Source organism: Streptomyces sp. NPDC031670 (genome assembly GCF_055580545.1).
Genome location: NZ_JBVILC010000004.1, coordinates 399,308 through 421,689 on the forward strand (window position 1 = coordinate 399,308; position 22,382 = coordinate 421,689).

The following is a 22,382-nucleotide window of genomic DNA, read 5'->3' on the forward strand; positions in this document are numbered from 1 at the left end:
CGCGGTGCTCAGGCGGCCGTCAGCTCACCTGGAGGGTGATGTCGTCCACGACGTACGAGGTCTGCAGGGCCTGGTCCTCCACGCCGTTGAACTTCAGCGTGACGGTCTGCCCGGCGAACGCCGACAGGTCGTAGGACTTCTGGTCGTACCCGGAGTTCGCGTCGAGGTTGGAGAAGGTGGCCAGGGTCTGGCCACCGACCGAGACGGTGAAGGTGTCGTACGCGACGTTCTCGTTCTCGTCCGTGTCGATGTGCTGGAAGAACGAGAGCCGGTAGCTGGAGCAGCCGGACGGGATGCTCAGCGACTGCGAGACGCTGTCGGTGCGGGCCGAGCCCCAGCCGTTCAGCCACGCCATGTAGGAGCCGCCGTGCGGCGTCTCGCCGGCCTGGTTGGTGATGACGCCCGAGGTGGCCGTCCACGGGCTGGAGCCGTTCTCGAAGTCGCCGTTGACGACGAGCTGACGGGCGGTGCACCCGCCCCCGCCGCCGACGGTCAGCGTGTAGGTGGTGCTGTGGCCGACCGTGCCGGAACCGGTGACCGTCAGGGTGTACGTGCCCGGTGCGGTGCCCGCGCCGACCCGCACGGTCAGCGTCGAGGACTTGCCGGACTGCACCGAGGCCGGGTCGAGGGTCGCGGTCACGCCGCTGGGCGCGCCCGAGACCGACAGGGCGACCGTCTGCGGGTCACCGCTGACGGTGGTGGTGTTCACGGTCGCGGTGGTGCTGCCGCCGGGGTTGGCGGTTCCGGAGGGCGGGTCGACGGCGAGGGAGAAGTCCTGCGCCGGGGTGGCCCCGCCGACGGCCTGCTTCCAGATCGCGTACGCCACACCGTCGGCGCTGCGGTCCAGGACCGTGGCGTTGATGTTGCTCGGGGTGTCGCAGGCGCTGTGGTAGCAGGAGTCGTAGGCGGCGTTGGCCGTGCCGCCCCACTTGGCCGCCTGCGCCGAGGTCTTGCGGTCACTCGCGCCGGCCGCGTATCCCGAGGTGGCGATGCCGGCGGCCTGGAAGGAGGCGTCGTCACTGCGGCCCTGGCCCTCGACGTTCTCCTCGGGGGCGAGGTTGAGCGAGGTCCAGTACGCCTTGAGCGGGGCCGCCGTGGCGGAGTTGACGTTGTTGATGAAGTAGCCGCCGTTGGGCGAGCCGACCATGTCGAAGTTGTAGTACGCCTTGATGGCCGCGCGGTCGGTGGTGCTCAGCCGGTTGACGTAGAACTCGGAGCCGTTGAGGCCCTGCTCCTCGTCGGTCCACCAGGCGAAGCGCACGTGCTTGGTCATGGTGGGGTTCTTCTGGGCCAGGACCAGCGCGTTCTCCAGGAGGGTCGCGGAGCCCGAGCCGTTGTCGTTGATGCCGGGGCCGGCCGACACGCTGTCGAGGTGTGCCCCGAGCATGAGGACCTGGTCGGCGGGGCCGCCGGGCCAGTCGGCGATCAGGTTGTTCGACGGGTAGGTGCAGGTGGTGCAGTTCTGCTCGGTCACGGTGTATCCGGCGGCCTGCAGCTTGCCCTTGATATAGGCCACCGACTGGGTGTACCCGCCGCTGCCCGCACGGCGGTTGCCGCCGTTCTGGGTGGCGATGGTGCCCAGTTGTGACAGGTGTGCCCGGACGTTGGCCACGTCGATGTCGGGCGCGTCGGTGCCGGGCGGGGTGCCACCGACGTTGAGCGCGTAGTCGACGGTGTGGGAGAGCGCGGTGCCCTGGCCCTTGACGGTGACGGTGGAGGGGCCGGGGGCGGCGTTGGTGGACGCGGAGAGCGTGAGCACCGAGGACTGGCCGGACTGCACGGTGGCCGGGTTGAACGACGCGGTCACGCCGGACGGCAGGCCGGAGGCGGTGAGCGTCACCGACTGGGCCGAGCCCGTGGTGACGCTGGTGGTCACCGTGGTGGTGACGGAGCCGCCCTGCTGGACGGTGCCGGACGCCGGGTTCAGGGCGAGGGAGAAGTCGCTCTGGCCACTGGGCTGGCAGGTCGGGTCACCGCTCTGCGCGGGCACGCTGATGGCGTCCCAGGCCGCCTTCGTCCGGTTGAAGAGGTTGCAGGTGGTGTCCAGCGACTTGGCCGAACTCAGCGTCGCCGTACGGTACTTCTTGTACGACATGCTGCTGGTCTTCAGGAGCATGCCACCGTAGAAGATCTTGCCGGCGTTCTGGACGCCGACCCCGGTCACGGTGCTCTGGTTGCAGGTGGGGCTGTTGGGCTTGCCGCCGCCGGGGCTGCTGCCCTCGGCCAGCAGATAGAACCAGTGGTTGAGGGGGCCCGCGGCGGCGTGCACCTCGGTGCCGGGTATCGCGGAGCTGTAGCAGGCCGGGTCGTTGTTGACGGCCGGCGGGTTGTACATGTTCCGGATCGGGCCCCGACCCTGGAGATTGATCATCTCGCCGACCGTGTAGTCCGGGGTGTCGTAGGGGGCGGGCTCGTTGACGTACGCCTCGGTGAGCGCGCCGAAGATGTCACCGGTGCCCTCACCGAGCCCGGCCTCCTGGCCGCCGGTGCCGCCGGGGGTGTTGCTGTCGATGGCGTGCCCGTACTCGTGGGCCACCACGTCGATCCCGGCTATCCACTCGTTGGCGCTGTTGTGGCCGATGGTGACCGAGCTGCCGTCCCAGTACGCGTTGAGGTCACCGAGGCCGACCTTGCCGGGGAAGCTGCGGCCGTTGCCGCTGACGCCGTTGCGGCCGAGCCACTGGCCCAGCATGTCCCACTGCTTCTGCGCGGCGAACATCAGGTCCGCGCAGCCGGTCTCCTTGCTGGTGGGGTTGCCGGTGCCCCAGGAGTCGGAGGACTTGGTGAACACGGTGCCCGTGCTGTAGTCGGCGCAGCTCAGGCCCGGCCGGTTGGGGTCGCGCAGCGAGTAGCTGCCGCCCGAGCCGGTGGTGTCGATGGTGAGCGGACTGGGGCCGTTCCACTTGCTGTTGGCGGTGCCCGCCTCGACGTCGTCGTGGGTGCCGAGGACCTTGCCGGTGCGCGCGTCCACGAAGACGTGCAGTCTGCTGGGTGCGGCCTTGGTGCGTCCGGCGAGCACGGTCTCCCAGGCCAGCGCGGGCCTGCCGTCCGCCAGCCGTACGACGAGCCGGCTCCGCACCACCTTGTCGACCTTCGCGAGCCTGGCGCGCGAGGTGGCCTCGGCCGCCTTGGCGGTGACCGAGGCGGTGGTCGCCACGTCGATCCGTACGGAGGAGGCGGACTGCACCGCGCGGATGTCGCCGTCGCCGTCCGCGAGCACCACCGCGTCGCCGCCGACGACCGGCAGCCCCCGGTAGCTGCGCTCGTAGGCGACGGAGTAGAGGTTCTTCACCCAGGGGGTGACCATGCGCCGTTCGTACTGCTCCTGCGGGGAGTTGACCAGGGTGTCGAGCCCGCTGCGGACCGCCTGGTCGGCGGCGGCGACGGCACGCGAGAGGGGGCTGGGCCGTTGGTCGGGCCCGGACTGCGTATGAGGTGCGGCCGATGCCGTACCGGCCAAAGCGCCGGTCAGGCCCGTGGTCAGGGTCAGTGCTGCCACGGCGGCCGTCAATCTGAAGGGGCGCAACGTCCACTCCGATCGTGGGGGGCCTGTTCTCCGCGCAGTATGGGCGTGGACATGGCAAACGTGGTACATACCAGTCGGGCATACGACGCGGGTTATGGTGCGCCACCGGGCCGCTGCGTACGCTCGGAAGATGCAGCTGGAGTTGAGGCACTTACAGGCCGTCTGCCAGATCGCGGAAGCGGGCAGTCTGGGCCGGGCCGCTCGCCGGCTCGGGGTCTCCCAGCCCTCGCTCTCCGCCCAACTGCGGCGTATCGAGCGGGTCACCGGAGGCGATCTCTTCGTCCGCAGCCGCCACGGCACGGAGCCCACCCCACTGGGCCGGTTCGTGCTGGCCAGGGCGCGCCGGGTGCTCAGCGAGATGGACGCGCTCGGCACCCGGGCCCGCGCGGTCGCCGCCGACGCCCCGCTGCGCCTCGGCTGCATCCTGCTGGTCCTGCTCGACGGCCTCCTGGAGCAGACCGACCTCTCGCTCTCCGGCCAGGAGATCACCGTGGACCTGGAGCACTCGGTGACCGCCCTGACCCGCATGCTCGGCGCCGGCCGCTACGACGCCATCGTGTACGGGGAGGTGAACGACCACGAAGTCCCGCTCCCCGAAGGGGTCCTGGCCAGGACGCTCATCCCCGAGGAGCCGTTCTCCATCCGGCTGGCGGCCCGCCACCGGCTGGCCGACCGGGAGCACATCGAACTGGCCGAGCTGGCCGACGAGTCGTGGATGACCCTGGTGGAGGACGACGACGGCGGGCCGGAGGCGTTCGCCGAGGCGTGCGCGCGGGCCGGGTTCGCGCCCCGGCTGCGGTTCCGGATAGCGGACCGTCAGATGCAGTACGCCCTGATCGCCGGGGGACGTGCCGTCGCCCTGAGCCAGCCCACCGCGCCCCGGGTGGAGGGCACCGTGATGCGCCCCCTCGCCGGCGCCCCGCTCACCGGACGCATCCGGCTGGCCTGGAACCGCTCAACCGTCCCGCCCCGGCAGGCCGAGCTGCTCTACCGCGCGGCCGTGTGCGCGTATCTGGCCAACGTCGACAACAACGCGTTCCACCGCCTGTGGTGGGACAACCATCCCGAGCTGCATCCCCCGTCCGGGAGAGCGGAGCTCCAGGCCTCCGACGTCTGAGCTCCCGGCGGGCGGTACGGGGAGCGCCTGCCCCGCGGGCCCGCCGTATCCGGACCGGCTTGACGTATCCGGACCGGCTTGACGTATCCGGCACATGGGCAGAAAAGCACTAATGTTGAGCCCTCACCGGCCCACCCCGGGAGTCCCCGTGTCCCTCTCCGCACCCCCGCTCCACCCGGTCCGCGGCCCCCGGGGCCTGCCCCGGCCGCTCGGCAACATGTTCGCGTTCGGCAGGGACCCCCTGGGCTTCCTCACCGGCCTGCGCGACGGCTTCGGGGACGCGGTGACCTGGTCGCTCGGCCCCCGGCGCGGACTGTTCGTCTCCCACCCCCAGCACATCATGGAGTTGCTGGCGGGCCGTGAGCACACGTACGACATCCTCGACATCGGCTGGGCGTTCAAACAGATCATCGGGCAGAGCGTCCTGCTCAGCAGGGGCGCCGACTGGCGCCGCAAGCGCTCGCTGGTGCAGCCGACCGTACGGCCGCGCCAGGTCCGCGCCTACGCGGGGACGATGGTGGAGTGCGCGGGCGCGGCGGCCGGCTGCTGGCGCGAGGGCGAGCGGATCGACGTACGCGAGCAGATGGCGCTCATCACCCAGCGGGTGGTGCTGCGCACCCTGTTCGGCAACGACCTCGGGGAGCAGACCGCGGCGCTCGGCGACGCGATGAACGTGGCGGAGCGGGCGGTCGGGGCGGAGCTGCGCGGCATCGGCCTGTTCCTGCCCGCCTGGGTGCGCACCCCGTCCCGCCGGTCCCTGCTTGGCGCCGTAGCCACCATCGACGCGGAGGTCCACCGGCTCATCCGGGCCCGGCTGAGCGCCCCCGACGGCATCGACGAGCGCGAGGACCTGCTCAGCAGGCTGCTCGCGGCGCGCGACGGGCAGGGCCGGCCGCTGTCGCCGAAGGAGGTGCGCGACGAGGCCGTCACCCTCTGGGCCGCCGGACACGAGACCACCTCCACGGCGCTCACCTGGACGGTGCATCTGCTCGCCCGCTCGCCGCGGGTCCGCGCCCGCCTCGAAGCCGAGCTGGACGAGGTGCTGGCGGGACGCCCGCCCATCATCGACGACTACGACCGGCTGGTGTGGACCCGGCAGATCGTCAAGGAGGCGCTGCGGCTGTACCCGCCGGTATGGCTCATCCCCGCGGTCGCCCGTCCGGGTGCCACGCTCGGCGGTACGCGCGTCGCGCCCGGGACGATCGTCTGGTGCAGCCCGTGGACCACGCACCGCGATCCGCGCTGGTTCCCGCGCCCCGACGCGTTCCGCCCCGAGCGGTGGGACGACGACGCGCCGGAGGCGGTGCCGGACCACGCCTGGTATCCGTTCGGCGGTGGTCAGCGGACCTGTCTGGGCGCGCGCTTCGCCCAGGTCGAGGCCGCCCTCGTGCTGGCCACCCTCGCCCAGCGGTGCCGCCTCGACCTGCCGGACGCCGAGGTGGCACCCCGCGCGGCACTGCTGCTCCAGCCCGCCGTGCCGCTGCTGGCGACGGTGCGGGGCCGCGCCGCTGCCCCGGTTCACTGAGCCCGGGCCAGCCAGGTGGCGACCTCCGCCGCTATCGGCTGGCCCGTGTCGAGCTCGACGAAGCCGAACTGGCCGCCCTGGTTGCACTCCAGGAACCACCAGACCCCGTCGGTGTCCTCGGCGAAGTCGAACGCCGCGTAGGCCAGCCCGGTGCGCTGGGTGTACGCGTGGACGGCCTCCGCGATGCGGCCGGGCACCCCGACGGGCTCCCAGCCACGGCCGCCGTCGTCGTAGCGGCCGTCCACCTGCCCGGGCTCGCACACCTTGCGGGCGCCGAAGAGCGCCGCCCCCACACACGTCAGCCGGATGTCCGCCTTCTTGGGGACGAAGCGCTGGAGCAGTACCGGCCCCGCCCGGACGCTGGAGAAGTCCGCGTCGGGCCCGATCAGCGTCGTCGGCAGGGCCATCAGCGGCTCGTCCGGTGGCGGCCCGGCGGCGCTCTTGACCACCACGTCCCGGTACTCCTGCGCGAACTGCCGGGCCACCCGGGGGACCGTCGTGACGACGGTGGGCGGCACGGCGAACCCGCTGGCGTGGGCGACCCGCAGCTGCCAGGGTTTGTGCCGGGCCGTCTCGGCGTCGCGCGGATGGTTCATCCAGCGCGCCGCCGCCGAGTACAGCATGCCGAACAGCGCCTGCCGCGTCTCGGCGGTCAGCCACTGGGAGGGCTCCGGGGCGTGGGCGGCCGGCTGCCCCGGCCGGCGCACCCAGACGGAGCGCAGCCCCGACATGCTCACCAGGAACCCGTCGACCGACAGGTGCCCGCTGAAGTCCCCGTGGGCGTACTCGGCCGAGAGCACCGCTCTGCCCGGCACATCGGCGGGGTCGAGGCGCACCAGGGGAACGCCGCGTTCGTGCAGATGGGTCACCACCATGTCGGTGGTGACGTCCTGTTCGCACGTGAGGATGAGAACCGTCATCCGGCTGCCGGGCCGTCAGTCGTCGAAGTGGGTCTGGGAACCGGCGGTGGAGGCGGTGGTACCGCTCGCTCTGAGCACCGCGCGGTCGGCCACGGCGGGGCGCCCGTCGGGGAGCACGTTCAACTGCCGCGAGGCGTCGAAGCGGTAGGCGACGGTCCGCTCCTCCGGCTCCTGCGGCACCGTGTAGCGCAAGGTGAACGGCCTCATGGGGAACCTCCTGCTGCGACGTCACACCGATCCTGTGCTCACCTGTACGGAGTGCCCCCGTAAGGGATTCATCACGTACCGCCACACCGGCGTGAAGCAGGTCACACGCCTGGCAGTCGGGTGAAGGCAGGTTTCGCCACCGTTCGTAACGGTGATCGCTCAGGACGTCACGATCTGCCTCCGACCCCCACAGGAGCACACATGCGTTTGCGTACCACCCTCACCGCGGGCGTCCTCGCCGTCGGCGTCGTCCTCGGCGGCGCGACGACCGCGCTGGCCCACGGCGACGACGACCACGGCCGCCACCACGGCTACGGCTACGGCTACAGCCGCGACGACGACCGACGTCACGACTACGGCCGTGACGACGACCGCCGCCATGACTACGGCCACGGCCGCGACGACGACCGCCGTCACGACTACGGCCACGGCTACGGCCGCGACGACAACCGCCACCACGGTTACACCCGCAAGGACGACCGTGAGCACGGGCGCGACCACAGCTCCGAGGGCGGCAGGAAGGGCGCCTGCCACATGGAGGCCGACACCAACGCCAGCCGTGGCACCCACTACCAGTCCGACTGCGGCTGGGCGAGCTGGCACAGCGCCAGCCACCAGGGCTACTGACCGTAGCGGTCGTGTGTGGCGCGGTGCGTGGGGTCCGCCCCCGCCCCGCGCCACGCGGCTTCCACCGCTCAGCGCGCGGGCTGACGGCGCCGGCTCGCCAGGAGCGTCTTCTGGGTGAGCAGGGTGAGGGTGCCCGCGAGGACGATCCCGCCCAGGTTGGCGAGGAGCTGCTCGGTCGAGCCCCAGGTCTGGGCGTACTCCCGGTAGCTGAACGCCATGGCGGCGTTGGCCGCCGCGGGGACGGTGGTCACCGAGATGGCCACCCCGATGAGCGCGCCGGACTTGGCCGAGGTGAGCGAGAGCGTGCCCGCGACACCGGCCAGGAAGGCGACGACGAAGGACATCCAGTCGGGCTTCCAGATGAAGGCGGTGTTCGGACGGACCGCCTCCAGCATGCCCTTGTCGAAGAGCCCCATCTGGTCCAGGAGCCAGCCGAACCCGGCCGTCAGCAGCATGGCGGCGGCGAAGCCCGCCACCAGTGCCCACAGTGACCGCCATACGAGGCCCGGCGCGCGCTGCACCAGCGCCGTGGAGATACCGGCCAGGGGCCCGAACTCGGGGCCGACCGCCATGGCGCCTACGATGAGAATGGCGTTGTCGAGCATCACACCGCACGCCGCGAGCATCGTGGCGATCGCCAGGAACGCCACATAGGTGACCGTGAGCGTCGACTCCTCGTGCGTCACGTCGGTGAGCTGTTCCCACAGCACCGCGTCCACGCCCTCGCCCGGGGCCTCCGCCTCGGCCTTCTCGGCGCGCTTGGACAGCGAGAGGTCGATGTTCTCGACGGCGATCGCGCCGGACCGGTCGAGCCCGAGCGCGCGCAGCCGCGCGAGGAGTCCGTCCCCGGCCTCGCGGGCGACGTCGCACAGCACCAGGTCGCCCACGGGGTTGCGTGAGGCACCCGGCACGACGGCCAGATGGGCGGTGCCCACCGTCGCCTCCAGGGTCCGCACCACCTCGTCGGTGAGGTCGGCGGGCACATTCAGACGCAGATGCAGCAACAGCCCTACTCCAGATCGGTTCCTCGAAGCCGGCCGGACCCGGCTTCCGGCCCCATGACCAGGGGCTCCTTGGACGGCAAGGGTGGCACGGTCCGCGCCGCCGCGTCACGCACGCCACCGGCCGGGACGGAACGACCACCTCATGAAATCCGGCCACGGCCGAAAAGGCGTCACCGCCGGGGGAATTGGCCGTACCCACACCCCCTACCGGTGTCAAGCCAAAAGCCCGGCCTCGGCACCAGTCGGGCCCAACCGCATTTGCCCGGCCCATAAATGACAAGGAACCAGATATTCCGGGCGACGAGTTTCGATACGACTTAATGATGAGTAAGGTGTGGCTCGCTGTCAGTGAGCCTGCGTAGGGGTGACGTCCCCTGGCCGAATTCGCCATGGCCGGAATGCGCATGCGAGTGGCGTCGTCTTCGGGATGGAGAGGGGATCGTGACTGCGGGCTCGTTCGAGGGACAGTACGTGTGGCATCCGGCCGCCGACGATCGTGAGTTGGCCCAGGCCTGCACCGACGTGCGGGCCGGCCGGTATCTGAGCGCGCACAACGTCCTCAAGGACGCGCGCACCGACTTCGAGGTGCGCGCCCACCGCTCGCTGGTGCTCGCCTCCGAGGCCGCCGACTCCGACCTCGCCGAGCGGTGGCTCGCCGAGGAGCCGAGCGCCGAGGCGGCGCTGCTGGCGGCGCGGGTCGCGATGGTACGGGCGTTACGCATGGCCGACGCACGGGACGGCCGGGCCGGCGCACTGGTGCGCATCGCCACGGCCGCCTGCGGACGCGCCGCGAAGCTGCTGCCGCAGGACCCCACCCCCTGGGTCGCCCAGCTCGCCCTCGCCCGCTTCGAGCGCTCCCACGACCCGGCCCCCAAAGGCCTGTTGACCGCGCCCCCGGGGCCCTGGCAGCTCTTCTCGCACATCCTGCGGCTCGACCCCTGGAACCGCGAGGCCCACCACCGGTTCCTGGCCTTCTTCTTCACCCGTCACGGCGGCTCCGCCAGCGCCCGCTGGGACGTCGCCTCCTTCCTCAGCCACCGCGCCCCGCTCACCTCCCCGCTGCGACTGCTGCCCCTGGTCGCGCTCGTCGAGGACTACGACCCGTCCGCCCTGCTCGCGGACAGCACCTGGATCCAGCCGCAGTGGACGGCGACGGCGCTGGGCATCTACCAGAACTGGTTCCCCCGGACGGCGGCCTACCGCTTCACCCCCGTCCTGGACCTGGCGTATCTGGCACACGCGCTGTACATGGCCAAACGCGAGTTCGAGGCCCGGGAGGTGCTCACGGCCATGGGGCCCTACGCCTCCCGGATGCCCTGGAGCGCCTTCGGCGACCCCGAGGAACGGCTGACCCGGGCCCGGCGGGCCTGCGGGCTGCCGACTCCCGGCCCGGCCTGACCCGCCCGCACCACCGCACGGCCCAGCGGCACCCGTACGACACGCGTCCTGTCCACCCCCACCAGGAAAGGCTGCCCCCAGTGTCCGAGCGCACGTCCCCGCTCCGCGCGAAAGCCCCTCGCCGTGAACCGCCCGTCGCCCTCGACGACGACGCGACACTGCACGCGATGGGCTACCCGCGGAAACTCACCCGCAGATTCCACGCGTTCGACAATTTCGCCATATCTTTTACGATCATCAACATCATCTCCGGCATATTCTCCGCCTTCGGATTCGGAATGGGCGCCGGCGGGCCGCGCATCCTCGTCTTCGGCTGGATCGGTGTGTCGCTGATGGTGCTGTTCGTCGGCGCGGCGATGGGCGAGATCGCCTCCGCCTACCCGACCAGCGGCGCCCTGTACTTCTCCGCGGGCAAGCTCGCCAAGCGGCACCGCGGCGCCTGGTCCTGGTACACCGGATGGCTGAACTTCGTCGGCCAGGTGGGCGGCACCGCCGCCACCAACTACGCCGCCGCCACCTTCATCCAGGCCTTCGTCTCGATGCAGTGGTCCTCCTACCACCCCACGCCCCAGCAGACCGTCGGCATCGCCGCGGTGATCCTGGTGGTGCAGGCACTGGCCAACACGTACACGGTGCAGCTGGTGGCCGTGGTGAACCGGATCTCCGTGTGGTGGCTGCTGGTCGGGATGGTGGTGATCGTGGCCGCCCTCACCTTCAAGCCCTCGCACCACCAGTCCGCCTCGTTCGCCAACCACTTCGTCAACACCACCGGCTTCAGCAGCGGTCTGTACGCCGCGATGCTGGGCCTGCTGGTGACCAGTTGGACGTTCACCGGCTTCGACGGCAGCTTCCACATGTCCGAGGAGACCGTGAAGGCCACGGTCAACACCCCCAAGGGCATCATGCGCGCGATCATCTACTCGGCGCTGGCCGGGCTGGTCCTGATGCTCGCGCTGGTCTACGCGATCCGCGACTACGCGGGCGAGGCGAGCTCCGCCGCCCCGCCGGTGCAGATCCTCATCGACGCGCTCGGCATGGGGACCGCCAAGCTGCTGCTGCTGATCGTGATCGGCGCGATGCTCTTCTGCGGCCTCGCCAACATGACCAGCAACACCCGCCAGATCTTCGCCTTCTCGCGCGACGGGGCGATGCCCGGTTCACGCTGGTGGCATTCGGTGTCGCTGCGCACCCGCACCCCCGTCAAGGCGGTCTGGCTGGCCGCGGCGTGCTCGCTGGTACTGATCATCCCCGGCTGGTGGTCGCACACCGCCTTCACCGCCATCGTCAGCGTCAACGTCGTCGGCCTCTACCTCGCCTACGGTGTGCCCATCTTCCTGCGGCTGCGGCTGAACGACTTCCAGCCCGGCCCGTGGAACCTGGGCCGCTGGGGCAAGCCCGTGGCGGCGGTCGCGGTGGCCTGGATCGTGCTCAGCAGCGTGCTGTTCATGCTGCCGCAGACCTCGCCGATCACCACCGACTCGTTCAACTACGCCCCGATCGCGCTGGGCGCGGTGCTCTTCATCGCCACCCTGTGGTGGTTCGCCACCGCCCGCCACCGCTTCCAGGGCCCGGTCAGCTACGGCAGCCCCGACGAGGTGGCCGCGATGGACCTCATCTGACACCGGCCGTCCGCGCCTGACCTCCCGGGCCGTCCCCCGCCTCTTCGGAGCGGGGGACGGCCCGCGTACGTGCGCGGGTACCCGGATCCGTCCCGCGCATCCGGCCCGGGCGCGGCCGGGCGGACGGCCCCGGCGCCGGGCCCCCGACACGTCCCGGCACGTCCCCGACGCGTCCCCGGTGCGGGTGAGACGCCTGCGGTCACGGTGGACACGTCCGCCACCGTGCGCTCCCCGGGCGCCATTCCCCCGGTCGGCACTTCGCAGGATGATCCTGCCTTCAACGTCCTACCTGCCCGGTTCGTCCGCCTTCTGTCCCCCGCACCGCGCCCCGCCCGCTCACCGGGGGGCGCACGAAAGGACTCGTCATGCCCGGAACGCGAATCACCTTCCTCGACGGCCAGGCCGGCCAGCCGCAGGCACTGGAGCGCGTGACCGCCGAGGTGCGGCGGCAGTTGGCCGGGCCGGCCGGCGACCGGCTGCGCGCCACCGGGCGCCCGCTCCTCGCCGGGATCGGCGCCTCGTACGCGGCGCTCGCCCTGCCGGTCGAGGTGCTGCGCGGCCACGGCGTACCCGCCCAGCGGGTACTGGCCAGTGAGATCGAGGAGGGGCTCGGTGGCTTCGACACCGACCTGCTCATCGGTGTGTCGCAGAGCGGTCGCACCTCGGAGACGATCGCCGCCTTCCGGACCGCCCACGGCGTGCCCACCCTGGCGGTCCTCAACGTCACCCCCTCCCCCCTCGGCGCCCTCGCCGGGCTCACCGTCGACCTCGGCAACGAGCCCGACTCCTGCGCCTCGACGGTCGGCTTCACCGGTACGGTCATCGCGCTCGACCTGATCGCGGGGGTGATCGCGGGCCGCGCGGGGGACTCCTGGGACGGCGTCCCCGAGCAGGCCGAGGCCGTACGGACGCGGGCCGCCCGCACCATCGCCCCGCTGCTGGCCCGGGCCGCGCGGTGCGTCGCCGTCGACTGCGTCGGCTCCGGCGCCTCCCGGGCCACCGCGGAGGAGGCGGCGCTGCTGCTGCGCGAGGTGCCCCGGATGCCGGCCGCGGCCTCGGTCACCCGCAACTACCTGCACGGCGAGATGGAGTCGGCGGGCAACACCCTGCACCTCGTCTTCGGCTGCGGCCGTGAGGTCGCCCTCGCCCGCTCCCTCTCGGCCGCGGGCCATCTGACCCTGCTGGTGACCACCGCCCGGGTCGAGGGGTCCGAGAACCTCGCGGTCGTCCGGCTGCCCGACACCGCGCCCGGCGCCCGGGTCGTCCTGGAGACGGTCGTGGCGCAGGAGCTGGTGGCCGCGCTCGGCGACGAGCGGAACGTGCCCATGGAGTCGATCGTCTTCATCAACGACGACACCAAGGAGGGCGGAGTCGTCGTCGCGGACTTCGCGCACGGCTCTCCCGTCGCCGCCCTCTGACGGAGTTTCCGCTTCGGCCGGCAGAGCGCTGAAACATCCGGCTACCCTCAGTGACATGAGGATGACGTACGGCGCCCGCCCGCGCGTCCGGCTCGGGGCGGTCACGGCCGTGGCCGCCCTCCTGTCGTTCACGGCCGCGCCGCCGTCCGCCGCCCAGCCTCCCGGGCCGCGCTGGCACAGCTGTGTTCAGGACGCCCAGGACACCGCCGGCCGGGAGCTGGAGAAGGCGGGCGCCCGGTGTGCGGAGGTGACGGTTCCGCTGGACCACACCCGTCCCGGCGGCCCGGTCGTCAGTGTCGCGGTCGCCCGCATCCGGGCCACCGACACCGCCCACCGGATCGGCGCCCTCGTCGTCAACGAGGGCGGCCCCGCCGACCCGGTCGTCGACTATCTGCCGGACCGCCGGGCGGCTCTGGGACGGCTCGCCGCCCGGTACGACCTGGTGGGCGTCGACCCCCGCTTCACCGGCCGCAACGCGCCCCTCGACTGCCACTGGCCGACCAGCACCTACTTCCGCTCGGCGGGCGAGGACCGGGCGGGCTTCGACCGGATGACGGCCTTCGAGCGCGACCTCGCCGCCAAGTGCCGCCGCAACGCAGCCGCCCTGCTTCCCTACGCCTCCACCCGCAACGCCGCCCGCGACCTCGACGTGGTGCGCGCGGCGCTCGGCGAGCGGCGGATCTCCTATCTGGGGATCTCCTACGGCACCTATCTGGGCGAGGTCTACACGGCGATGTTCCCGGGCCGCACCGACCGGATCGTCCTCGACGGCGTGCACGAGCCGCGCCACCTCGCCCCCTGGGCCGAGTACGGAACGGAGCGGGTGAACGAGAACGCCCTGGAGAACTGGGCCCGGTGGGCCGCGCGGCGCGACGCCGCCTACGGCCTGGGCACCACACCCCGAGCGGTCCTCGCCACCGTGGACCGCATCCGGGTCACCGCCGCCCGCCACCCGTTCACGGTCGGTACCCACCGCATCGACACCCACCTCCTGCCGGTGCTCCTGTACGGAGTCCTCGGCGACGACCGGGAGGAGAGCGACGCGGGCATCGCCGTGATGGTCGGCACACTGAAGCAGGCCGCCGAGACGGGTCACGCCGAGCCCGACCCCGGTCTCGCGGAGCTGCTGCCGGGCCTGTTCACCGGCGAGTACTCCGCGTACGGCAGCACCCAGACGGCGTATCTGTGCGCCGACACCCCCGGCCCGCGCGACCCGGAGGTCTACCGGCGGGCCGTCGAGCGCAGCCGCGCCGCGCACCCGCTGTTCGGGCCGGTCCTCAACGACGTCACCCCGTGCCCGTTCTGGCCCGCGCCGCGCGAGCGGCCGACCGTGGTGGACAACGACATCCCGGCGCTCATGGCCAACGCCACCGGCGATCCGCGCGTCCCGTACACGGAAGCACGGGCCATGCACGCCAAGTGGCCGAGTTCCCGGCTGGTCACGGTGAAGGGCTCCTACCGGCACGCCGTGTACGGAATCGCCTACGGCAGTGCCTGCGTCAACAGCGCGGTCAACGCCTACCTGGCGGACGGACGGCTGCCGCGCGCCGACCTCGACTGCCCGGCGGCGCGCGGCGAGGGCCTGTCCGCCGGGCCGGGGCGTCAGGTGCCGTAGACCTCCAGCTCGTATATCCGGGCGGCCTGGTCCGCGCTCTGCGTCGGGGTGAGGACCGAGAGCCGCACATAGCGGGCGGAGGTGGTCACCGGGTTGGTGGTGGCGTCGGCGCTGTTGCCGCGCACCTGGGCCACCGTGGTCCAGGTCGCCGCGTCGGCCGAGACGCTCAGGTCGAAGTCCCTGGTGTCCAGGGCGGCACTCTCACCACCGGCCCCCGCGTGCCGTATGACGATGGAGTCCAGCGGGTGGGAGGAGCCCAGGTCGACCTGGAGGTTCTTGGTGCCGGCGGCCAGTGAGCACCACTTGTCGCCGGTGCCGCCGCCGACACTCCCGTTGACCGCCTTGTCGGGCGTCTCCGACGCGTTGCACGAGGCGGAGCCCGTCGCCGGCCGGCCGAGGGCGAGGTTGCCGCGTCCGCCCCCGTACACCTCCAGTTCGTAGATCCGGGCCGCGCTGCTGGACGTGTTGGCCGGGCTGGTGACCAGCAGCCGGACGTACCGGGCGGTGCGGGGGGATACGGGATGGTAGGTCCGGCTGGAGCGGGAGCCGGTGACGGTGGCCGCCGTGGTCCACGAGGAGCCGTCGGTGCTGGTCTGGATCTGGAAGCCGCCGGTGTTCCAGCCGGTGTTCTCGCCGCCGAGACCGGCGTGCTCGACGACGAACGACGACACGGTCCGGGCGGAGCCCAGATCGACCTGGAGCGAGGGACCGCTCGCGGACGAGCACCACTTGCTGTTGTTCCGCAGCGCGCCGTCCACCGCCTTGTCGGCCGACTCGGCGGCGGCGCAGACGGCCGATCCGGTCGCCGTCGCCCCCCGGGCGAGGTTGGCGCCGAGCTCGGGCGCGGCCGGGACCGGAGTGGCGCCGTCCTGGAAGGAGGGCGGCACATCCGATGCCCCGGTGCCCCAGGTGGCGCCGGGGGCCGCACCCATGGTGTACGTGAGGGTGGCGCCGGAGGCGAGGTCCGGATAGCGCAGATAGCTGTGGCTGGTGGGGGTGGCGTTGACGGCGAGGCCCTGCACATAGGCGCCGGAGCCGGAGGAGTCGATGGTGATGTTCCCGGCCGCGCGCTGGATGAGGACGGACGGGAACTGCGGTCCGTGCAGCGCGAGCGTGTCCGCGCCGGGCGTCGCCGGATACATCCCGAGAGCGGCCCAGACGTACCAGGCGGAGGTCGCGCCGAGGTCGTCGTTGCCGGGCAGACCGCCGGCGCCGGTGGTGAAGGACTCGGTCATCACCTTGCGCACCGCGTCCGAGGCGCCGGAGGGGTGGCGGGCGTAGTTGTAGGCCCACGGCACACCGTGCTCGGGCTCGTTGCCGATGTAGTAGTACGGCCTGCTCTGACCGGCGTTGACCTCGGTGAAGTGGTGGTCCAGACGCTGGACGGCGGTCTGCCGGCCGCCCATGAGGTTGATCAGGTCGGCGAAGTCGTACGGGACCATCCAGGTGTACTGGGAGGCGTTGCCCTCGGTGAAGGTGGACTGGCTCGCGGGGTCCAGCGGCCAGGTCCAGGAGCCGTCGCTCCGGTGCTGCTGGACGTAGGACGACTCGGAGCTGAAGGTGTTGCGCCACCACTGGGCGCGGCTCATGTGCGTGGTGTAGCCGGAGGTGTCGCCGAGCGCCTTGGCGAACTGGGCCACCGCGAAGTCGGAGGCGGAGTACTCCAGCGAGTCGGAGGGGTCGTCGAGGTAGTGCAGGCTGGTGTACGCCGACTGGCGGCCCCGGATGGCGCTGCCCTGGGCGGTGCCGCCGTTGGAGGCCTTCTTCATCAGGGCGAGCGCCGCGCTCGTGTCGAAGTCGCGCGCCCCGAACGCGTACAGGCTGCTCACGATGATCGGGCCCGGGTCGCCCGTCATCACGAAGTCCTCGTTGGTCTGCTGCGACCACTTGGGCAGCAGTCCGCCCTGCTGTCCGTCCAGCACCATCGACTTGGCGATGTCACTGGCCTCGGTGGGCGCGATCAGCCCTATCAGCGCGGCCCACGAGCGGTAGATGTCCCAGCCGGAGTAGTTCTGGTAGACCGGCCGGGCCGAGCGGTGCACGGCGTTGTCGAAGCCCCGGTAGTCGCCGTTGACGTCGCTGGAGATGTTGGGGCTCTGCAGCACGTGGTAGAGCGAAGTGTAGAACTTCTGGCGCTCGGCGGTGCTGCCGCCTCCGACCTGGACCCGGTTGAGCATCTGGTTCCAGGAGTCGTCGGCCGAGTCGCGCACCGCGCCGAAGTCCCAGCCGCCGTTCTCCGCGGCCAGGTTGGCCTGGGCGCCCGCGACACTGACGTACGACAGGCCCACCTTGAACTGGACGGTGGGGTTCGCCGTGGTGTCGAAGGTGACGTAGGCGCCGGTGTTGGTCCCGGACGCGTCGGTGGAGCCATCGGTGACGCCGGCGCCCGACCAGGTGCCGAAGCCGGTGGGGGTGCGGTCGAAGCGGATGTCGAAGTAGATCTGGTACGTCTTGGACGAGCCGCAGAACCCTCCGGCGGTCACGCTGCCGGTCAGCTCGCCGCCGTTGACGTGCACGGCTCCGGCGCGGCTGCCGGTGGCGCTGCGGCCGGTGGCGACCAGCAGCCGGGAGGTGGCGGAGGCGGGGTAGGTCAGCCTGCCCATGCCGGTGCGGGTGGTGGCGGACAGCTCGACGCCGGTGGCGTAGCGGTCCAGGCGCGTCTTGTAGTAGCCGGGCCGGGCGACCTCGTTCGCCTTGGTGTGGCCGGACGCGTACCCGGTCCAGTTGGAGCCCGGTGAGGTGGTGAGCGCGCCGGTGACGGGCAGCAGCGGCAGGTCCTCGTTGTTGGGGCAGCCGGCGCCGTCGAAGTGGGTGAGGCTGAAGTCCTCGACGGTGGCGTCCTTGTAGCGGTAGCCGGACGGCGAGGCGGTGGGGGTGTCGGGGCTGAACTGCACGCCGCCGAAGGGCACTACGGCGCCGGGGTAGGTGCTGCCCCCGGCGCCGCCCGGCACGGGGTTGGGGGCGTTGCTGTCGTCGGTGCCGATGAACGGATCGACGTACTGGGTCAGCGGCAGCACCGCCGCGTGGGCGGGCGCCGCCGTGGCGAGGCCGACGAGACCGGAGGCGGCCAGGGCGAGGGCGCTCAACGCCCCCGCGTACCGGGAGCGCGGACGGGATCTGGAGGGGTGCACGGATCGGAGCACGAGGGGGGACCACCTTCTCGCGGAGGCCCGCTCGCCGTCCGGCGGGCGGCCTCGGGACGGGGGATGCTCGGAGTGCGGGTGCGTGGTGGGCGTGTGAACGTTACCAATCAACTCAGGATTGTTGAGGTGTCCCTGACGACACGTCAAGGGCCCGGCACGTAACAAGCCGGGGAAACGGACGTCGGGGATGGGAACGTTACCAAGTCCGGGCCCCGTGAAGGCCCAGGCCGCACCAGTGGTCCCAAGGTCGGCTCATTGGGCCTGACATGCGGCTCCGTCTGCAATCATCGACGCATCGCCGTCCGCCGTCCGGGACGGATCCGCCGCTGAGGAGTCCCGTGAAGCGCCCGACGATGAAGGACGTGGCCCGCGCCGCCGGTGTCAGCCCCATGACCGTGTCGCGCGCGGTGTCGGGCGAGCCCGGAGTGTCCCCCGGGACGGCCGCCCGAGTCGAGCAGGCCGTACGGCAGTTGGGCTATCAGCGCAACGACAACGCCCGCAACCTACGCCGCAAGAACCCCGGCACCTCCACGATCGGGCTCGTCGTGGACGACCTGGCCAACCCCTTCTACGCGCTGATGGCCCGCTCGGTGGAGGACGAGGCGCACCGCCGCGGCTGTCTCGTCCTCGTCGGCAGCACCAATGACGAGCCGCGCCGCGAACGCGAGGTCATAGCGGCCTTCACCGCGCGCCAGGTGGACGGCCTCCTCCTGGTCCCCACCATCGGGGGGCACGGCTTCCTCAAGCAGCCGATGGCGGGCGGCACCCGGGTGGTCTGCGTGGACCGGCCCGCCAAGGGGCTGGCCGTCGACACCGTCACGGTCGACAACCGGGCGGGCGCGGAGCGGGCCGTACGCCATCTGCTCGCCCAGGGCCATACCCGGATCGCCTACCTCGGCGACCGGTTCGACATCTGGACCCAGCGCGAGCGCCACGCCGGCTACCTCGACGCGCTGGCCGCGCACGGCATACCCGAGGACCCCGCTCTCGTACGGCACGAACTGCGCAGCCGGCCGGACGCGGCGGCGGCCCTGGCCGCGCTGCGGGGTTTGGACCGGCCGCCCACCGCCCTGTTCACCACCAACGACGTCATCACCATGGGGGTGATGGGCGCGCTCGGGGACGCCGACCGCGTCGCCGTCGTCGGCTTCGACGACTTCCCCCTCGCCGACCGCCTCAGCCCGCCGCTCAGTGTCGTCAGCCAGGACCCGGTCGCGCTCGGCGCCACCGCCGCCCAGTTGCTGTTCTCCCGGATCGACGGCGACCGCTCGGCGCCCAGGTCGGTCGTCCTGCTCACCCGGCTGATCGTCCGCGGCGGCCCGGGACAGCAGGACTCCTGACGCCTTGGCGGACGACTGACGCCTCGACGGACGACGGCCGGGATCAGGGGGTGTCCCCCGCCCAGTCCCAGTGGTGCGGATCGCCCGGCCGCGGTCCGTACCACGCGCGGCCACCCGGTCCGTGCGCACCGATCTCCGTGGCGAGGGCCGCGCCTTCGCCCAGCCGGCGCTCGGTCCAGCCGGTCACGTCGAGCAGCAGTCCGTCGAGCGGGCCCGCCACCAGCTCGCGGTAGACACGCCCCGGCCGCGGCCCGGGGTCCGGATCGTCGTGGTCGGCCCCGTAGACCCGGCGCCGTATCAGCTCGTCCATACCCGCCAGCGTGCCATCCACCACTGACAACGCCGGGTCCGGGCACGGTGACCCGGGTGCGCCGCCCGGGGTGCGGCCCCGCGCCCGATCGCGAACCGTGGTGTCCCGATGGCATTCGGACCCGCAGCCCGGTCCCCGGGCACGGCGGTCGAACGGCTCGACCTGCCCGGCACCGCCGCGTCCGGCGCCGCGCCGCCGAACTCGCCGCTGCCGCGGCCCGGTGGATCTGCGGGGACCGGCGGGTCTGCTGGGCCCGGCGGGTCTGCGGGGTCCGGTGGGTCTGCTGGGCCCGGCGGGTCTGCGGGGTCCGGTGGGTCTGCTGGGCCCGGTGGGTCTGCCCGGGCGGCTGAGCCGCCGTACTCGTTCGAACTGGGCTGTTCCTTGCCGCAGTTGGCGGCCCTGTTCCTGTGCGCCGCCGTGCTCGTCGGGGTGGTGGCCCGGCTCGGGGAGCAGAAGACCAGCTCGACGATCGCCCAGGGGGCGGGGGACTTCGTCTCCCCCGCGGTCGTCATCATGCTGGCCCGCGGAGTCACCGTGATCATGAACAACTCGCGGATCATGGACACGGTCCTGCACTCCATCGAGGGCGTGGTGAAGGGCGCCTCGTCGGGCGTGTTCGCCGTCATCGTCTTCGGGGTGAACCTGCCGCTGGCCTTCCTGATCCCGTCCACGTCCGGCCACGCCACCCTCGCCATGCCGATCCTCGCCCCGCTGGCCGACTTCGCGGGCGTCTCGCGCGCGGTGGTCGTCACCGCCTGGCAGGCGGCGAGCGGCTGGATGAACCTGTGGGTGCCGACGACGGCGGTGACGATCGGCGGGGTCGCCCTCGCCAAGGTCGGCTACGACAAGTACCTGCGGTTCGTCTGGCCCCTGCTGCTCATTCTGGCCGTGCTGATCTGCGGATTCGTGGCGCTGGGCGCGGCCGTGACCTGAGCGGCGGGGCCGGGGCCTACATCCTGCGGTGGGCCGGGTGGTCGCCCATCAGGGCGTCCGTGACCAGGCGCACCCCGCGCGCGAGCCGGCCCAGCTGGTCCAGCTCCGTCGCGTACATGCGGATGGTGTTCTCGATGACCGCCTCCGCCACGCCCAGGGTGGGCAGTTCGGCGCGGCTGGTCTGGAGCGCGACCCGGACCGCGCGCATCTCGTGCTGGAGCTGGAGCTGCGCGTGCCGGGCCAGGATGACGTGGTGGCGTGTCAGCGGCGAGTAGCCGGCGTAGCGGGCCGGCAGCAGGTCGCGCAGCCAGCGGGTCGCGGTGCGTTCCCAGTCGCGCGTGCCGGGTTCCTTGACCTGACAGGGCCAGTCCGGGCTGAGCGCGATGGTGGGGGCCGTGTGGGGCATTCTCGTCGCTTCCGAAGTTGTCGAACTCTGATCGAGAGGTGGGGAGGGGCGGCCCCGGCCTAGGGGTTGGCCGAGGCCGCCCGTGGGCGTCCGCCCGGATCCGAAAGCCTGGATCGGACCTCCGGCTGACGCGAGGAGGGGGGCGTCACGTCGGCTGTCCGCTCTGGGAGGGCGTGGGGAAGCGCCTTCCTTGGCATCTGGGGGATCGGGGGGATCGCCTCCGCCTCAGTAAACATATATACCGTTGAGTAAACAAGGGTATGAAAAAATTCATGCGCCCGTAAGGTGTGAAGATCCCGAGGAGCCCGACGGGAGAATCGGGCGCCAATCGGGTCCTACAGGAAGAAACCGTGCTGGTCGGCGGCCTGCTCGTACTCTTCGAGCCGTGCCTGTGTCCGCTCCGGATCGGCGTCCGCCATCGCCTGGAGCAGAGCCGCGGCGAGCACGCCCGGCGCCGCGTACGAGTCGAACACCAGCCGCGAGCCGGTGCCCGCGGTGAAGGCCACGTCGGCCTCGTCGACCAGCGGGCCCAGGGTGGTGTCGGTGATCAGCGCGATGCGCAGCCCCGCGCTGCGGGCGGCCCGCAGCGCGGCCAGGGTCTCCTTGGCGTGCCGGGGCATGGCGAAGGCCAGCACCCAGGTGCCGCCCGCCGAGCGGGACTGCAGGAGCGCGTCGTAGGCGACGCTGCCGCCCCGCGTCACCAGCCGCACATCGGGGTGGATGCGCCGGGCCGCGTACGCGAAGTACTCAGCGAGGGACACGGAGATCCGCAGCCCGAGGACGGTGAGCGGGACCGAACCGGCCAGCTCGCGGCCGATCTCCAGGACCTGGTTGGTGTCGGCCAGCAGTCTGCGGACGTTCTCCAGGTTCTCGATCTCGGCGTCCACCGCCGCCTGGAGCTCGTTGTGACGGATCTCCTCACGGGTCTCCGGCGACCCCGCGACCGCGCTCAGCGCGATCGGCTGGAGCACGTCCCGCAGCGCCGGATAGCCGCTGTAGCCGAGGGAGACGGCGAAGCGGGTCACGGACGGCTGGCTCACCCCGGCCCGCTCGGCGAGCTCGGTGATGGAGAGGAACACGGCCTCGGTGAGGTGGTCGATCAGGTACTGGGCGATGCGCCGCTGCCCCGGCGAGAGGCGGTGGCCGTCGAAGAGGGCCCGGACCCGGTCCGCCGCGGGGCGCTCGTGGTCCGACGACTGCCCGCTCGGCGTGATCGCAGCCGCCTGGGCGCGCGCCTTCTGCCCCGATGACACCGGCGGGCCTCCTTCTCGTGC

At 72.0% G+C, this 22,382-nt stretch carries 16 protein-coding genes and 1 pseudogene; 9 read left to right on the top strand and 8 right to left on the bottom strand.

What is annotated here, in order from left to right:
- Window positions 1-19: 19 nt before the first annotated feature.
- Window positions 20-3,499, bottom strand: a complete 3,480-nt coding sequence (locus tag ACZ5ID_RS11315) for a M28 family peptidase (protein ID WP_468896036.1) — start codon at window positions 3,497-3,499, stop codon at window positions 20-22.
- Between the two features lie 157 nt (window positions 3,500-3,656).
- Here ACZ5ID_RS11315 and ACZ5ID_RS11320 point away from each other — a divergent pair, with 157 nt between their 5' ends.
- Together ACZ5ID_RS11320 and ACZ5ID_RS11325 are read left to right on the top strand one after the other, a co-directional pair.
- Window positions 3,657-4,643, top strand: coding sequence for a LysR family transcriptional regulator (locus ACZ5ID_RS11320; RefSeq protein WP_468896039.1), 987 nt, complete (start codon window positions 3,657-3,659; stop codon window positions 4,641-4,643).
- Window positions 4,644-4,791: 148 nt separating this feature from the next.
- The gene (locus tag ACZ5ID_RS11325; RefSeq protein WP_468896041.1) at window positions 4,792-6,168 is read left to right on the top strand and encodes a cytochrome P450; all 1,377 of its coding nucleotides are present in this window, start codon (window positions 4,792-4,794) and stop codon (window positions 6,166-6,168) included.
- Here ACZ5ID_RS11325 and tgmB read toward each other — a convergent pair.
- Together tgmB and tgmA are read right to left on the bottom strand one after the other, a co-directional pair.
- Window positions 6,162-7,088: an ATP-grasp ribosomal peptide maturase gene (gene tgmB, locus ACZ5ID_RS11330; RefSeq protein WP_468896044.1), complete on the bottom strand. Its 927-nt coding sequence runs from the start codon at window positions 7,086-7,088 to the stop codon at window positions 6,162-6,164. The genes ACZ5ID_RS11325 and tgmB overlap by 7 nt on opposite strands.
- A 15-nt stretch (window positions 7,089-7,103) precedes the next feature.
- The gene (tgmA, locus tag ACZ5ID_RS11335) at window positions 7,104-7,295 is read right to left on the bottom strand and encodes a putative ATP-grasp-modified RiPP (protein ID WP_406555183.1); all 192 of its coding nucleotides are present in this window, start codon (window positions 7,293-7,295) and stop codon (window positions 7,104-7,106) included.
- A gap of 201 nt (window positions 7,296-7,496) precedes the next feature.
- Here tgmA and ACZ5ID_RS11340 point away from each other — a divergent pair, with 201 nt between their 5' ends.
- Window positions 7,497-7,922, top strand: coding sequence for a hypothetical protein (locus ACZ5ID_RS11340; protein WP_468896048.1), 426 nt, complete (start codon window positions 7,497-7,499; stop codon window positions 7,920-7,922).
- Window positions 7,923-7,990: 68 nt separating this feature from the next.
- Here the strand turns inward: ACZ5ID_RS11340 and ACZ5ID_RS11345 are convergent, their stop codons facing one another.
- Entirely contained in the window at window positions 7,991-8,926 is a 936-nt protein-coding gene (locus ACZ5ID_RS11345; protein WP_468896051.1) for a DUF389 domain-containing protein, read from the bottom strand.
- Between the two features lie 441 nt (window positions 8,927-9,367).
- Between ACZ5ID_RS11345 and ACZ5ID_RS11350 the strand changes: the two genes are divergently transcribed.
- The 4 genes from ACZ5ID_RS11350 to ACZ5ID_RS11365 all read left to right on the top strand — a co-directional run bounded on the left by ACZ5ID_RS11350 (window position 9,368) and on the right by ACZ5ID_RS11365 (window position 14,976).
- The gene (locus ACZ5ID_RS11350; RefSeq protein ID WP_468896054.1) at window positions 9,368-10,324 is read left to right on the top strand and encodes a hypothetical protein; all 957 of its coding nucleotides are present in this window, start codon (window positions 9,368-9,370) and stop codon (window positions 10,322-10,324) included.
- A 167-nt stretch (window positions 10,325-10,491) separates the two neighbouring features.
- Window positions 10,492-11,943, top strand: coding sequence for an amino acid permease (locus tag ACZ5ID_RS11355; RefSeq protein WP_468896201.1), 1,452 nt, complete (start codon window positions 10,492-10,494; stop codon window positions 11,941-11,943).
- Between the two features lie 365 nt (window positions 11,944-12,308).
- Window positions 12,309-13,361, top strand: coding sequence for an SIS domain-containing protein (locus ACZ5ID_RS11360; protein WP_468896057.1), 1,053 nt, complete (start codon window positions 12,309-12,311; stop codon window positions 13,359-13,361).
- A 55-nt stretch (window positions 13,362-13,416) separates the two neighbouring features.
- The gene (locus ACZ5ID_RS11365) at window positions 13,417-14,976 is read left to right on the top strand and encodes an alpha/beta hydrolase (RefSeq protein ID WP_468896060.1); all 1,560 of its coding nucleotides are present in this window, start codon (window positions 13,417-13,419) and stop codon (window positions 14,974-14,976) included.
- On the opposite strand, the gene ACZ5ID_RS11370 is transcribed toward ACZ5ID_RS11365, so the two are convergent.
- Window positions 14,964-18,062 (bottom strand): GH92 family glycosyl hydrolase, encoded by a 3,099-nt coding sequence (locus ACZ5ID_RS11370; protein WP_468896063.1) that lies wholly within the window; start codon window positions 18,060-18,062, stop codon window positions 14,964-14,966. The two genes, ACZ5ID_RS11365 and ACZ5ID_RS11370, sit on opposite strands and share 13 nt — an antisense overlap.
- A gap of 395 nt (window positions 18,063-18,457) precedes the next feature.
- On the opposite strand from ACZ5ID_RS11370, the gene ACZ5ID_RS11375 reads away from it, so the two are divergent.
- A complete protein-coding gene (locus ACZ5ID_RS11375; protein ID WP_468896066.1) occupies window positions 18,458-19,459 on the top strand; it encodes a LacI family DNA-binding transcriptional regulator in 1,002 nt (333 codons plus the stop codon).
- Between the two features lie 43 nt (window positions 19,460-19,502).
- On the opposite strand, the gene ACZ5ID_RS11380 is transcribed toward ACZ5ID_RS11375, so the two are convergent.
- A complete protein-coding gene (locus ACZ5ID_RS11380) occupies window positions 19,503-19,769 on the bottom strand; it encodes a hypothetical protein (protein ID WP_406555392.1) in 267 nt (88 codons plus the stop codon).
- A 354-nt stretch (window positions 19,770-20,123) separates the two neighbouring features.
- Between ACZ5ID_RS11380 and ACZ5ID_RS11385 the strand changes: the two are divergent.
- Window positions 20,124-20,702, top strand: a pseudogene (locus ACZ5ID_RS11385) (Na+/H+ antiporter NhaC family protein); the annotation flags it as partial.
- 16 nt (window positions 20,703-20,718) lie between these two features.
- Here the strand turns inward: ACZ5ID_RS11385 and ACZ5ID_RS11390 are convergent.
- Both ACZ5ID_RS11390 and ACZ5ID_RS11395 read right to left on the bottom strand, forming a co-directional pair.
- Window positions 20,719-21,108 carry a hypothetical protein gene (locus tag ACZ5ID_RS11390; RefSeq protein WP_406555362.1) on the bottom strand — a complete coding sequence of 130 codons (390 nt, stop codon included), beginning with the start codon at window positions 21,106-21,108 and terminating at the stop codon, window positions 20,719-20,721.
- A gap of 335 nt (window positions 21,109-21,443) precedes the next feature.
- Complete coding sequence (locus tag ACZ5ID_RS11395) at window positions 21,444-22,361, bottom strand: MurR/RpiR family transcriptional regulator (protein ID WP_468896071.1); 918 nt, start codon at window positions 22,359-22,361, stop codon at window positions 21,444-21,446.
- Window positions 22,362-22,382 lie beyond the last annotated feature (21 nt).